General features: G+C 67.9%; 11 protein-coding genes, 1 tRNA gene and 1 pseudogene. 10 read left to right on the top strand and 3 right to left on the bottom strand.

Annotated features, from left to right (window positions below):
• From VF330_RS38020 to VF330_RS38035, 4 genes and pseudogenes are all read left to right on the top strand, one after another.
• Nucleotides 1-546, top strand: a pseudogene (locus VF330_RS38020) (cell division protein FtsK); the annotation flags it as partial.
• Between the two features lie 26 nt (nucleotides 547-572).
• Nucleotides 573-2,147: a replication initiator gene (locus VF330_RS38025; protein ID WP_330856590.1), complete on the top strand. Its 1,575-nt coding sequence runs from the start codon at nucleotides 573-575 to the stop codon at nucleotides 2,145-2,147.
• 15 nt (nucleotides 2,148-2,162) lie between these two features.
• Nucleotides 2,163-2,357, top strand: coding sequence for a helix-turn-helix domain-containing protein (locus VF330_RS38030; protein ID WP_090046234.1), 195 nt, complete (start codon nucleotides 2,163-2,165; stop codon nucleotides 2,355-2,357).
• Complete coding sequence (locus VF330_RS38035; RefSeq protein WP_330856582.1) at nucleotides 2,357-3,538, top strand: site-specific integrase; 1,182 nt, start codon at nucleotides 2,357-2,359, stop codon at nucleotides 3,536-3,538. The genes VF330_RS38030 and VF330_RS38035 overlap by 1 nt, the downstream gene beginning before the upstream one ends.
• Before the next feature lie 74 nt (nucleotides 3,539-3,612).
• Here VF330_RS38035 and VF330_RS38040 read toward each other — a convergent pair.
• A tRNA-Lys gene (locus VF330_RS38040) sits at nucleotides 3,613-3,688 on the bottom strand.
• Nucleotides 3,689-3,872: 184 nt separating this feature from the next.
• On the opposite strand from VF330_RS38040, the gene VF330_RS38045 reads away from it, so the two are divergent.
• From VF330_RS38045 to VF330_RS38055, 3 genes are all read left to right on the top strand, one after another.
• On the top strand, nucleotides 3,873-4,934 hold the full coding sequence (locus tag VF330_RS38045; protein ID WP_330856583.1) for an aldo/keto reductase: 1,062 nt from the start codon (nucleotides 3,873-3,875) through the stop codon (nucleotides 4,932-4,934).
• 99 nt (nucleotides 4,935-5,033) lie between these two features.
• Nucleotides 5,034-6,164, top strand: coding sequence for a serine hydrolase domain-containing protein (locus VF330_RS38050; protein ID WP_330856584.1), 1,131 nt, complete (start codon nucleotides 5,034-5,036; stop codon nucleotides 6,162-6,164).
• A complete protein-coding gene (locus VF330_RS38055) occupies nucleotides 6,161-7,183 on the top strand; it encodes a serine hydrolase domain-containing protein (RefSeq protein WP_330856585.1) in 1,023 nt (340 codons plus the stop codon). The genes VF330_RS38050 and VF330_RS38055 overlap by 4 nt, the downstream gene beginning before the upstream one ends.
• A 3-nt stretch (nucleotides 7,184-7,186) precedes the next feature.
• On the opposite strand, the gene VF330_RS38060 is transcribed toward VF330_RS38055, so the two are convergent.
• Both VF330_RS38060 and VF330_RS38065 read right to left on the bottom strand, forming a co-directional pair.
• Nucleotides 7,187-8,101: a GTP-binding protein gene (locus tag VF330_RS38060; RefSeq protein WP_330856591.1), complete on the bottom strand. Its 915-nt coding sequence runs from the start codon at nucleotides 8,099-8,101 to the stop codon at nucleotides 7,187-7,189.
• A gap of 5 nt (nucleotides 8,102-8,106) precedes the next feature.
• Nucleotides 8,107-8,919 carry an LLM class F420-dependent oxidoreductase gene (locus tag VF330_RS38065; protein ID WP_330856586.1) on the bottom strand — a complete coding sequence of 271 codons (813 nt, stop codon included), beginning with the start codon at nucleotides 8,917-8,919 and terminating at the stop codon, nucleotides 8,107-8,109.
• Nucleotides 8,920-8,995: 76 nt separating this feature from the next.
• Here VF330_RS38065 and VF330_RS38070 point away from each other — a divergent pair, with 76 nt between their 5' ends.
• The 3 genes from VF330_RS38070 to VF330_RS38080 form a co-directional block, all read left to right on the top strand.
• Nucleotides 8,996-9,523 (top strand): hypothetical protein, encoded by a 528-nt coding sequence (locus tag VF330_RS38070; protein WP_330856587.1) that lies wholly within the window; start codon nucleotides 8,996-8,998, stop codon nucleotides 9,521-9,523.
• A gap of 30 nt (nucleotides 9,524-9,553) precedes the next feature.
• Nucleotides 9,554-11,452 carry a flotillin family protein gene (locus VF330_RS38075; RefSeq protein ID WP_330856588.1) on the top strand — a complete coding sequence of 633 codons (1,899 nt, stop codon included), beginning with the start codon at nucleotides 9,554-9,556 and terminating at the stop codon, nucleotides 11,450-11,452.
• A partial coding sequence (locus VF330_RS38080) for a DNA repair ATPase (protein ID WP_330856589.1) occupies nucleotides 11,449-13,646 on the top strand: 2,198 nt, incomplete at its 3' end. The genes VF330_RS38075 and VF330_RS38080, both read left to right, overlap by 4 nt.

Consider the following 13,646-nt stretch of genomic DNA (forward strand, 5'->3'; position numbering starts at 1 on the left):
GTTGCCCTGCTTGAAGAAATCGCCGCAGAGGTCAAGGAACGCGCGGCGCGGTATCGGGGCATCCGGCGTCTGTGGGCACGCGGTACCGGTGAGCCGTTCACGGTCCTGATCGTGGATGAGCTGGCGGACCTGATCGCCTACCAGCCCGACCGAAACCTCCGCGAACGCGCTACGCGCGCGATTCAGACGATCACTTCGCAGGGACGTGCTCCTGGCTACGCCGTGGTCGGCCTGGTCCAGGACCCGCGCAAGGAGGTCGTCTCCTTCCGGCATCTGTTCACCACGCGCGTTGCGCTGCGGCTGGATGAGCCGGTCCAGGTGGACATGGTGCTGGGCGATGGCGTTCGGCAACGGGGCGCGGCGGCTCACGAGATCAGCGAGAACACGCCTGGTGTCGCCTGGCTCAAGGAGGACGGGCAGCGCGAACCGGAGCGTGCGAGGGCGTTCCACGTCACGGACGCGGACTTGGTCGAGTTGGGCGTCTACCTCGCCCCGGCCACCGTGCACGAGTTCCCGACCAGCAGTGAGGGGAGGGCGGCGGCGTGACCGATTACCTGACTCGCTCGGAGCGGATGAAGCAGCCGGCCGCGCTCGACATCGCTCGGGCCGTGGCTGAAGAGCACGGCGTCTGTGTGCGACCGTTGGCCAAGGAACGGATCGACCTCGACACCGGACGCGTGGACATCGTGCCTGTGCCGTGCGGTTCGACCGTGGCAAGCGTGTGCCCAACCTGCGCTGAGAAGAACCGGCGTCTGCGGATGGCGCAGTGTCGCGAGGGATGGCACCTCACCGAAGAGCCCGACTTCACGCCGAACGCTCCCAGCGGCGATCAGCGGGAGCTGACCGCCTACCGGGCTGACCTCGTGAAGGCCTTCCGCCTGGCCCTCGATGAGGGTGACGAGGTCGGAGCCGAAGAGGTCCGGGAAGAGGTCGCGGAGGTCGACGCCGAACTTCGGCAACTCGGAGTCCGCGGTTCACTCCCCTCTCTGGAGGTGCCGCTCAAGCGTGTGAGGAAGCGGTCCACCAGGCGGCGGCAGGACGCGCCCAACCTGCCTCGGAGGCCGGTCAGCAAGCGCACGGTTGGGAAGGTGTTCGGGGGCAAGTACCAGCCCTCGACGTTTCTCACGCTGACGCTCGACACCTACGGCAAGGTGCGCAGCGACGGCACGCCCGTTGATCCGGCGACCTACAACTACCGCCATGCTGCTCGGGACGCGGTGCACTTCGCCGCGCTGCTCGATCGGTTCGTCCAGAACCTTCGCAGGTGCGTCGGGTGGGAGGTTCAGTACTTCTCGGCGGTCGAGCCGCAGAGGCGGTTGGCTCCGCACTGGCACGCGGCGGTTCGGGGCTCCATCTCGCGGGCAGAGCTGCGGGCGGTCGCTGAAGCCACCTACCACCAGGTCTGGTGGCCTGAGCACGACGAGATCAAGTACGGCGGCGATAACCTGCCAGTCTGGGACGTCCGGGCCAAGGGCTTCGTTGATCCGCAGACCCGAAAGGCATTGCCTACCTGGGAAGACGCACTCGACCAGGTGGAGCGGCCCGCCCACGTCGCACGGTTCGGGGTGCAGGTGCACTCCAAGGGCATCCTCGGCGGGACTGAAGAGGCCGGCCGTCACATCGGCTACCTGACGAAGTACCTCACCAAGAGCATCAACGAGTGCTTCGAGGCGCAGACCGCGAGGCAGGAAGACCACGCCGAACGCCTCTGCGCTGAGCTCGCGGTCACGCCTTGCTCGCCGCAGTGCCCGATTTGGCTGCTCTACGGCGTCCAGCCTCGTGGGGCTCGACTGTCGACGGTGCCGGGCAAGTGCAAGGGGAAGGCGCACAAGCGGACCACGCTCGGTGTCGCTGGGCGACGGGTGCTCGTGTCGCGCAAGTGGTCCGGGAAGTCGCTCGCCGACCACAAGCACGACCGGAAGACGTTCGTTCGGCAACTGCTCGCAGACGTCGGCATCAAGCCCGAGGACCAGCCCCAACGGGTCGTCTGGAACAACGTCGAGCCCGGTGACCCGAACGTGCCGCCTCGAGCGCACCTGCTCTTGAGTGCCGTCGCTGAGCGGCGGAGGTGGAAGGCCGAATACACGGCCGCGCTCCTCGCATCTGCCGGACCTCCGGGGAGTTCGGCAACTCCGCACGCTGCTTGATCAAGGGGGAACATCATGGAGACACGTCAGTTTGAGCCACTGTGGACAGTCAGCGACGTTGCGGCCTATCTGAACGTCCCGGTGCACACGCTCTACGGCTGGAGGACCAAGAACTACGGGCCGCCTGCTCGGCGCATCGGCAAGCACCTGCGGTACCTGCCGTCTGAGGTCCGGAGCTGGTTCGAGCACCTGCTTGAGGAGGCGGCCTGATGGGACGTCCGCCTCTGGACCTCGGCACGTACGGCGCAATCCGTTGCTATGAAACGGAATCCGGCTGGCGTGCGACCACGAAGTATCGCGACTACGACGGCAAGACGCGGACCGTTGAGCGGTGGGGGAAGACCAAGAGCGCCGCAGAACGGAGCCTCAAGAAGGCGCTCGCTGAGCGGAAAGGGCCGTCCGGCAGTTCGCTGACGCGTGAGAGCCGGTTCAAGGAGGCCCTGGACCAGTGGTTCACGAAGTTCCAGGCGCTTGCCGACGCCGGGAAAAGGTCTCCGAGCAGCGTCGACACGTACCGCAGCATCATGGATCGGCACGTGATCCCTGGCCTCGGTGAGCTGCGGATTCGTGAGATGACGGTGGCGCGGGTCGACGCGTTCCTGGGCGCATTGTGGCGGTCGGTCAGCGTGGACACGGCGAAGACGGCGCGGTCGGTGATCTCGGGTGCCCTGCGGATCGCTGTCCGGGACAAGGCGCTGGACACGAACCCGGTCAGGGAGGCGGAGCCCCTGGAGGCCGGCCGCAAGAAGAGTCCGCGGGCGCTCAGGCTGGAGGAACGGGTCCGCTGGCTCGACATGCTGGAGTCGGACCCCAGGGCTGTGAAGCGGGACCTGCCTGACCTGTCGCGCTTCATGATGGCCACGGGCGTACGCATCGGTGAGGCGTTGGCCGTCTACTGGGAGGACGTCGACTTCGAGGCTGGCATGGTCGCCGTGAACTACACGGTGATCCGGGTCAAGGACATCGGGCTGATCCGGAAGTCGACCAAGACGGAGGCCGGTGAGCGAACGCTCCTGCTCCCACGATGGGCGCTCGACATGCTCCAAAGGAGGCGCAAGACCACCAGCTTCCCGAACGGACCGGTCTTTCCGGATGCGCTCGGTGGGCTCCGCGACCCCTCCAATACCCGGAAGGACCTCCGGAAGGCGCGGGGCGGTGACGAGTTCGCCTGGGTGACCTCGCACGTCTTCCGGAAGACGGCGGCGACCATCCTCGATGAGGCGGGGCTCTCCGCGCGGCAGGTCGCGGACCAGCTCGGCCACGCGCGGCCGTCCATGACACAGGACACCTACATGGGGCGGAAGCTGGTCGATCGGCGGGCCGCTGATGCCCTGGAGGATGCGCTCGGAGCGGCGAAAGATGATCAAGCCGAAGACGACGAAGTTGAATGACCAGCGGTTTTGTGTGGGTTAAGTGTGGGGAGGGTCCACCAAAGCGAAACCCCCAGGCCTGTGACCTGGGGGTTTGGTGGGCCGCCAGGGACTCGAACCCTGAACCCGAAGATTAAAAGTCTCCTGCTCTGCCAATTGAGCTAGCAGCCCTCGCCGGGCACAGCCTACCGATCTCCACCGCAGGATGTCCTCCGGGTTGCCAACCTCACGCCGAACGGCCCCAAACCAGCTGCATCGAGAGAATCAGGCAAGAGCGAGGCCGGATCGTCGTACCAGCCAGACGCAGAACGGCCTGGAATTGGAGCAAACAACCGAACTCCGAGGAGAGCAGAAAATGCCGCTCGACCACTACGTCACCCTGGGCCGCTCGGGCCTGCGAGTCAGCCCGTTCGCCCTCGGCGCGATGACCTTCGGGGAGGACCCCGGCGCCGCCGGCTGCAGTGTCGAGGAGTCCGAACGGATCCTCAAGGCCTACCTCGACCGCGGCGGGAACTTCGTCGACACGGCCAACTTCTACACCAACGGCCACTCGGAGAAGATCCTCGGGGACTACCTCGGAACGAACCGGCAGAGCGTCGTGCTGGCGTCCAAGTTCTTCTTCAACATGCACCCCGGCGACCCCAACGGCGGCGGCGCGGGGCGGGGTGCCATCCGGCGGCAGCTCGAGCAGACGCTCCGGCGCCTCCGGACCGACTACCTCGACCTCTACTGGCTGCACAACTGGGACCGCGGCACGCCGATCGAGGAGACCATGCGGGCCCTCGACGACCTGGTGGGATCGGGCAAGGTCGGGTACATCGGGTTCTCCAACGTGCCCGCCTGGGTCACGGCGCAGGCCCAGACGATGGCCCTGCTGAACAGCTGGACGCCGCTCATCGCCCTGCAGGTCGAGTACTCGTTGCTGGAGCGGAGCGTTGAGGCGGAGATCGCTCCCATGGCGGACGGCATGGGGCTCACGCTCGTGCCGTGGAGTCCGCTCAAGAACGGGTTCCTGAGCGGCAAGTACCGGCGGAACGCGCAGGTCAGCGACTCGGAGCGGGCCAAGTACGTGGCCGGGCCGACTGAGGAGGACTTCCAGGTCATCGACGTGCTCACGGCCGTCGCCGAGCAGCAGGGCACGACTCCGGCTGCGGCCGCGCTGGCTTGGTTGCGGGCCAAGGGGGCCGTGCCGATCATCGGTGCGCGGAAGCTGGAGCACCTGGAGAGCAACCTCAGGGAAGCGACGCTCACCGAGGAGCAGCTGGCAGCGCTCGACGACGTCTCGGCACCGACTCCCAGCTATCCCGCGACGCTGCACGGCGAGGTCAGGAGGATGCTGCAGTTCGCCGGCGCCACAGTGGACGGTCAGCCGTCGGCAATCTACCCGCCGCTGCTGCAGAGCGACGTCCGCTACTGAGGTAGAGCCTGCTCCACCTCCACAACGGAAGCGTGCGCGACTGCGGCCGACCCCGTCGGGACGACAAGCTTTCCCCATCAACGGCAAGGGGAGGCAACGATGAGGAAGACGCTGGTAGGAGTGCTGGCAGCGGCCGTGCTGGTCACCGGAGCCACCGGAACGGCACTGTCCACGCCGGGTGGCAGCGGTGTGCAGAAGCAGCTCGACGGGCTCGTCAAGCAGCACGAGTTCCCGGCCGCGCTCGCCACCGTCACCGAGGCCAACGGGCGGTCGACGGCTTACGTGGCCGGCACTTCCGAGCTCGGAAAGCGCGTGCCGGTACCGAAGGACGGGCAGGTGCGGGCAGGGTCGAACACCAAGGCGTTCGTGGCCACGGTGATCATGCAGCTCGTCGGCGAGGGCAAGGTCGAACTCGACAAGCCGATCAACCACTACCTGCCGGGCGCCATCAAGGACGACCGGATCACCGTCCGCCAGTTGCTCAACCACACCAGCGGTCTCGCGAACTACACCGAGTTCCTCGGGCTCGAGAAGTTCGAGGACGTGCGGCACCGCTACCTGGAGCCGCGCGAGCTGCTCGACGCCGCCAACGCGCATCCGGTGACCGGGCAGCCGGGGGAGAAGTTCAAGTACAGCAACACGAACTACGCGCTGCTCGGCCTGCTCGCGCAGAAGGTGACCGGGCGGCCGATCTCCGAGAACGTGCAGAAGCGCATCGTCGAGAAGCTGGAGCTGCGGGACACCTACTGGCCCGGCGTCGGCGAGGAGACCATCCGAGGCAAGCACCCGCACGGGTACGCGTTGACCGGCAACGGGATCGAGGACGTCACCGAGATGGACCCGTCGTGGGGTTGGGCCGCCGGCCAGATCGTCTCCAGCACCAAGGACCTCAACACCTTCTACCGCAGCCTGCTGAAGGGTGACCTGGTCAAGAAGGCGCAGCTCGACGAGATGCAGAAGACCGTCGACACCAAGGGCGAGATGTGGCCGGGCGTCGAGTACGGACTCGGCATCGCCAGCGCGCCGCTCAGCTGTGGCGGCCGGTACTGGGGCCACGGCGGTGACATCCACGGCTTCGAGACGCGGGGTGGTGTCGCCTCCAACGGCAAGGCGGTGTCCGTTGCCGTCACGGCACTTCCGGGCACGTTCTCCGACACGCCCGAGGAAGCCGGCAAGGCCCACGACGCGGTCCTCGCCGCTCTCGACGCCGGTCTGTGCGGTGCCAAGTGATCGCCGTCGCCGCGCTCACGGCGCTGTCGCTGCTGGTCCCCCAGCAGCTCGACCAGATCGTCCAGGACCGCACGCCCGGCGTCGAGATGCACGCGAACGGGCACGACTACGCCAAGGGCAACGCCCCGCACAACGGGCAGGTGCGCATCGGCAGCATCACGAAGTCGTTCGTGGCCGTCAGCGCGCTGCAGCTGGTCGGGGAGAACAGGATCGAGCTCGACGGGCCGGTCAACAGGTACGTGCCGCACATCGCGGACAGCCGCATCACCGTCCGCCAGGTGCTCCAGCACACCAGTGGCCTGCCGGACTACGTGCTCGCGATCGGGGTCAACAAGATCGCCGACATCCGCGACCGGTACTTCGCGCCGCACGAGCTGCTCGACGCGGCACTCGCGCAGCCGCCGCTCTTCGAGCCCGGCACGAGCTACCAGTACAGCAACACGAACTACGTCGTCGCCGGCCTGATGATCCAGAAGGTCACCGGCCGCCCGATCGGCGAGGCGGTGCAGAAGGTGATCACCAAGGCGGGCTTGAAGGACACCTACTGGCCTGGCCAGGGCGAGCGGGAGATCCGCGGCCGGCACGCGAAGGTGTCGGTGAAGGCCGACCTGCTCGACCCGAACTCCCAGGTCGTCGACGCCACGAACCTCGACACGTCCAACGCCTGGGCGTCCGGGGCGATGGTCTCGACCCCGCAGGACGTCGCCAAGTTCTTCAGGACGCTCCTGACCGGCGGACTGCTGAAGAAGGCCCAGCTCGACGAGATGCGCAAGACCGTGCAGGTCGACGAGAAGAGCGCCTACGGGCTCGGCCTGGAAAGCACGAAGCTCAGCTGCGGCGGGGTCTCGTGGGGCCACGGCGGCACCATCCACGGGTGGGCGTCGCTCGGCGCGGCCACCGATGACGGCAAGTCGGCCGCGATCACGCTCACCGCGCTGCCCGGCACGTTCGGCGACGACCCGATGAACAAGCTCCAGAAGATGTCCGACGTCATGGACACCGCGTTCTGCAGGAAGTGACCGTCAGCGGGCGTACCGGAGCACCCAGAGCATCTCCTGCTCGGTGACCGGTCCGTCCGCTACGCACGCCAGCAGCCAGTCGGTCAAAGAGTCCGGATCGATGCCCGCCCCGATCAGCACCAGCTGAGTCGGGGCGTCGTCGACCGGGGTGAACGAGACGTACGCGCCGACGGTCTGCAGCATGAAGGTGCCGAGCGGGAAGCGCACGAAACCCTTGGCGCGGAACAACCCTTCGGGACGCGCGGCCAGGAAGTCCATGAACAGCTTGGGGTGCAACGGGTCCGGGCACTCGAACGACACGCTGTCGTACGACGCGTGGGTGTGCGTCGAATGGTCTTCCAGGTCGTCGAACGACAGCTGGCGCGGTCCCATGTCCGGCGGCCGGACCTCGAACAGCAACGCCGGGTCGATCTGCCCGTACGAGACCGGGAGCACCGGCGCCGAGCAGGGCAGCGTCGGCGGTGACGAGACCCGGTCGACCTTGTTCAGCACCACCAGGTCCGCCAGCGAGAGGTCGCGCTCCAGGTGCGGCACGGCGCTGAGCTCCACCGCGTCCACCACGTAGATCAGCCCGCCGTACGACACCCCCGGCGCCTGGAGCACCAGCCGCACCAGCGCCGACGGCTCGGCGAGACCTGACGCCTCGATCACGATGACGTCCAAGTCCGCCGCGGCCAGTTTCACCAGCATGTCGTCGAGCTCGGAGCCGTCCACCGCGCAGCACAGGCAGCCGTTCGACAGCGACACCATCGAGTCGACCTGCGCGGACACGGCGAACGCGTCGATGTTGATCCGCCCGAAGTCGTTCACCACGACACCGATCCGCGTGCCGCCGGACGTGCGCAGCAGGTGGTTGAGCAGGGTGGTCTTGCCGGAACCGAGGAAGCCGGCGAGCACGACGACGGGGATCACGCCGATCGAGGTTAGGCGATGAACTCCGCGTTGCGCCGCAGCACCTCGTCGACACTCCCCTCGAACGCCTCCGGGTAGACCACCAGCTCGTCGACGCCGAGGTCCTCGTACTCCCTGATCACCGGCGCCGAGAGCGGCACCAGCGCCGACACGCTGATCCGGAACCCGGCCGGCCGCTCGGGGAACCGGGCCAGGTGCCCGCGGATGTCGTCCGGCGTCCCGATGCCGAACCAGCCCTGAGCACGGGTCACCGCACGCCGGAACGCCGCAGCGCTGTGCCCGCCGACGACCACCCGGACGTTGGACGGCCGCGGGTGCGCGTCCACCCCGGAGAACGACACGAACTTCCCGGCGAACGACGGCGACGGCGCGTGCCACAGCTGGTCCATCGCGTCCAGGTACTCGTCGGTCCGCGCGCCGCGGTCGTCGAACGGCACCCCGACCGCCGTCATCTCCGGTTCCAGGTAGCCGGCGCCGACGCCGAGCGTGAAGCGCCCGCCGCTGAGCAGGTCGAGCGACGCCACCTGCTTCGCGAGCACCAGCGGGTTGCGCTGAGGCAGGATCACGATGCCCGTGGCGAGCTCGATCCGGGACGTGACCGCCGCCACATAACCGAGGTGCGCGAGCGGATCGACGATCACGGTGTCCGGTTCGGACGGTGACGGATCGACTCGCGGTGACGGCAGCACGACGTGATCAGACGCCCACCAGGAGTGGTACCCGAGCGACTCGGCCAGCTGGGCCAGCCGCCGAGTCTCGTCCGGCCGCGCCGCGTCGCCGATGTTGAGGCCCTGCACACCGATGTCCATGCCGGTCCAAACCATCGATTTCCATCGATCATTCCGGAAAGTGCAACGGATTCGGAAGTTTTCGCATCAGAGTGGCTGAGAGGGGGCGACGATGACCGAGTTCCTGGCCGCCGCGGTGGCTTTCCCGACCGCGGTGTTCAGCCTGCTCGTGGTCGTGGTGCTGGCGTACTGGCTCACGGTCGCGTTGGTGGGCCTGGACTTCGACGCCCCCGTCCTTCCGATCTCGATCTCGGTGTTCGTGCTGGTCACGTGGTTCGCCGCGCTGGTCGGCACGGTGCTGACACCCGAGGGCAAGCTCCGCTACGCCGTGCTCGGGGGCGCGGTACTGGTGGGCGCGCTGCTCACGCGGGTTCTCCTGATCCCGGTCAGGAACTGGACGAAACCGGAGAAACCCGCCTCCCGCAACGACTTCGTGGGCCGCACCGCGATCGTCAGGACGGTGCGGGTCACCGAGAACTACGGGCAGGCCGAGGTCACCGCCGACGACGGCGGTACGGCGGTCGTGCAGGTGCGAGCGGCTCAGAGCACCGATCTGAAAGCGGGACAGACCGCGCTGATCTTCGACTACGACGCCGAGGGCGAGTTCTTCTGGGTCGTGGACATCACCACAGGGGGCTGACACATGGGCGCCATCTCAACAGGTTTGGTCGTGCTGATCGCGGGGATCGTGGTCGTGCTGATCCTGGCGATGATCACGCTGAGCAGGTTGTTCAAGAAGTGCGAGCAGGGCAAGGCGCTCATCGTCTCGAAGATGCGCAAGGTCGACGTGACCTTCACGGGCACGGTCGTCCTCCCGGTCCTGCACCGGTGCGAGACGATGGACATCTCGGTGAAGACCATCGAGATCCGCAGGGCCGGCAACGAGGGCCTGATCTGCAAGGACAACATCCGCGCCGACATCCGCATCACGTTCTTCGTGCGGGTCAACAAGACCGTCGAGGACGTCATCAAGGTCGCGCAGGCGATCGGCACCGAACGCGCGAGCCACGAGCAGACGTTGCAGGAGCTGTTCAACGCCAAGTTCTCCGAGGCGCTCAAGACCGTCGGCAAGCAGCTCGACTTCGTCGACCTCTACACCCACCGCGACGAGTTCCGCGACCGGATCGTGCAGGTCATCGGCACCGACCTCAACGGCTACAGCCTCGAGGACGCGGCCATCGACTACCTGGAGCAGACGCCGCTCAAGCAGCTCGACCCCGCGAACATCCTGGACGCGCAGGGCATCCGCAAGATCACCGAGCTGACCGCGATCGAGCACGTCAGGACCAACGAGTTCACCCGCAACGAGGAGAAGGAGATCACGCGCCAGAACGTCAGCGCGCGTGAGGCGATCCTCGAGCTCGAACGACGCCAGGCCGACGCGGAGATCAAGCAGCGCAGGGAGATCGAGACCGCCCGCGCGCAGCAGGAGGCCGAGACGCAGAAGGTGCAGGCCGAGGAACGCCTCAAGGCCAACACCGCGTTCATCCGCACCGAAGAACAGCTCGGCATCCAGAACGAGAACAAGGCCCGCGAGATCGCCGTGGCGGAGAAGAACCGCGAGCGCGTGATCGCCGTCGAGACCGAGCGCATCGAGAAGGACCGCATGCTGGAGGTCATCGCCCGCGAACGCGAGACGTCGCTGCGCCTGATCGAGAAGGACAAGGAGCTCGAGCACGAACGCCGCGCGATCGCCGACCTGGTGCGCGAGCGGGTCGCCGTCGAGAAGACCGTGGCCGAGCAGGAGGAGAACATCAAGAAGCTGCGCGCGGTCGAGGAGGCCGAGCGCGAGCGCCAGCAGATCGTCATCCGTGCCGAGGCCGAGGCGCAGGAGTCGCTGGTCAAGGACATCAAGGCCGCCGAGGCCGCGGAACAGGCCGCGCAGCACAAGGCCCGCGAGGCGGTCGTGCTCGCCGAGTCGCGCAACAAGGCAGCCGACCTCGACGCCCGCTCCAAGATCCGGCTCGCCGAGGGCACGCAGGCGGAGGCCGCCGCGAAGGGCCTGGCGGACGCGCTGGTCAAGGAACGGGACGCCGCCGCGTCCGAGGCCCTCGGCCGCGCCGAGGCCGTGGTGGACCGCGAGAAAGCGCTGGCCGACGCCGAGGGCATCAAGGAACGCCTCAAGGGCGAGGCGGAGGGCCTGTCGCACAAGGCGGAGGCCATGGCCGCGCTCGACACCGCCACCCGCGAGCACGAGGAGTACCGCCTGCGCCTCGAAGCGGAGAAGGAGATCCGCCTCAAGGGCATCGACGTGCAGCGCCAGGTCGCCGAGGCCCAGGCCATGGTCCTCGCGGCCGGGCTGGAGAAGGCCGACATCGACATCGTCGGCGGCGACACGATGTTCTTCGACAAGATCGCCGCCTCCATCACCGCGGGCAAGCAGGTCGACAGCTTCGTCGGCAACTCGGACGTCGTGCAGGCGCTGGGCGCCAAGTGGATGGACGGCACGAACAACTTCCCCGAGGACCTGACCAAGATCCTCAGCTCGTTCTCCACCGGTGACGCGCAGAACATCGCCGCCGCGATCGCGCTGACCCAGATGGCCAAGAACAACGGCCAGCCCGCATGACAGTGCCCACCTCTTCTGGTCTGGACGCAGGGACCTACGAGGTGCTGCGAGCCCGGCTGGCCGACCAGGCGGCCGGGCTCGCGAAAAGCACCGAGGCGCTGAACGCCCAGCGCGTCGAGACCTTCGGCAGCACGGCCCTGGAGCTCGTCGCCACCGAACGCATCCGCACCGAGAACAACTGCGTGCCACGCGACATGGTGGCACTCGGCGACGTGATGTTGTTCGGCTACAACGTCTTCATGGGCCTCAAGCCCGAGACGGCGGTCGGCGACGTCTTCGCGGTGCACGACAGGGACTTCGCGACGGTCGAGGCGGAGTTCCTGAACGACCCGAGGTTCCGCAACGACTTCGCCGAGCTCTACCGGTACTACCGCGAGACCCGGCTGCTGCAGCTGCGGGTCGTCGAGCAACGGCTGCTCGCGGTGTTCCAGACCGGCGCGCGGATCGAGGACATCCGCGTGCTGCGCTGGGACGTCGCGGTCGACGGCACGGTCACCTACGTCGACAACCGCGGCGACCGCGACCACGTCTTCCCGCCCTCGCACGACTTCACGTGGGTCGAGACGACCCGCGAGCAGCACGTGCTGGGCAGGCACCCGCACATCGCGATCGACGGCGAGGTGTTCGTCGAGACCGTCGGCGGCACGCTGACCGTCAAGATCGAGAACAACACCGAGTCCGGCGAGGGCGTCTACTCCGAGCCCGTCGACGAACCGCTCCAGAGCCTCGCCGACGCCGAGATCCACTACGCCCGCGTCGGCCCGCTGATCCTGCTCAGGATCCTGCCGTACAAGGAGACCGCCCACCGGCACCTGGTCTTCAACACCCGCACCAAGGAGGTCACCCGGCTCGACGGCATCGGCCAAGCCTGCCAGCGCCTTCCCGAGGACCAGGGGATCATCTTCCCCGGCGGCTACTACCTGGTCACCGGCGCCGACAAGACGTTCGACTTCGACACCGACGAGCTGGAGTTCGAACGGGTCGTCCGGTCCGCCAACGGTGAGGACGTCCTCTACGTCTTCCACGCCCGCCGCGAGGGCCGCAGCCTCCTGCTGCCCTACAACGTGATCCGCAAAGAGGTCGCGACCCCGCTGGTCTGCCACGGCTACTCGCTCTTCGCCGACGGCACGCTGGTCATCTTCCGCGAGACCGGCTCCGAACCGGTGCGCGTGCACCCGATGCAGGTCTGGCGCACGCCTTTCGTGCAGGACGAGGTGCTGCCCGAGCACGCGGGCCCGCTCGCCCGCATCGGCAACGCCGAGCTCGTCCGCGGCATTTCGGACTGCCTGTCCATCACCAGGATGAGCGCGGAGATGACGCCGAGCGCGCCGGTGTTCGAGGGCCTCATCGCCCTGTGCACCAGGGTGGTCGACGGCGTGTTCTGGCTCGACGAGCTCGGGCTCAGACAGGACGTCCTCGCCGTCAGAGCCACCGCCGAACAGGTGCTGGACGAGTTCGAGGCCGTCCGCAAGCTCACCGACCACGCCGCCGAGCAGCTCCACGAGGCCGGCGAGAAGCTGGCTAGCCTCGTCCGGCTGGCCAGGTCGGCGGCCCCGCGGAGCGCCGACGAGTGGGTGCGCCTGCTCGCCGACCTGCGGTCCGCCCAGGGCCGGCTGATCACGCTGAAGGACCTGAAGTACGTCGACCTCGCCGAGATCGACCGCCGCGAGGCCGAACTGGTCGACGAGCTCGGCGCGTCGGCGAGGAGGGCCGTCGCGTTCCTCAGCGGCGGGGACGCGTTCGCCCAGTACCACGACGAGATCAGCCGGATCGCGGACGCGGAGCTGAAGACCGCGGCCGAGGCGACGCCGTTGCGCGAACGGCTCGCGCAGCAGCAGGCGGGACTGGAGGTGCTGACCGAGGTCGTCAGCACGCTCGACGCCGCCGACACGACGACCCGCACGCAGATCCTCGCGAGCATCGGCGAGGTGCTCGCCGCCGTCAACCGCGCACGGGCCACTGTGGACGGTCGCAGGGCGCGGCTCGCCGGCGCCGAGGGCCGCGCCGAGTTCGCCGCTGAGTTCGCGCTGCTCGGCCAGGCCGTCACGGGCGCGCTGTCGGTCGCGGACACCCCGCAGCGCTGCGACGACCAGCTCGGCAGGCTGTTGCTCCAGCTGGAGAACCTGGAGTCGCGGTTCGGCGAGTTCGACGACTTCCTCGCCCAGGTCGGCGCCAAGCGCACGGACGTCTACGA

It is taken from the genome of Lentzea sp. (assembly GCF_036380075.1).
Lineage (GTDB): Bacteria > Actinomycetota > Actinomycetes > Mycobacteriales > Pseudonocardiaceae > Lentzea.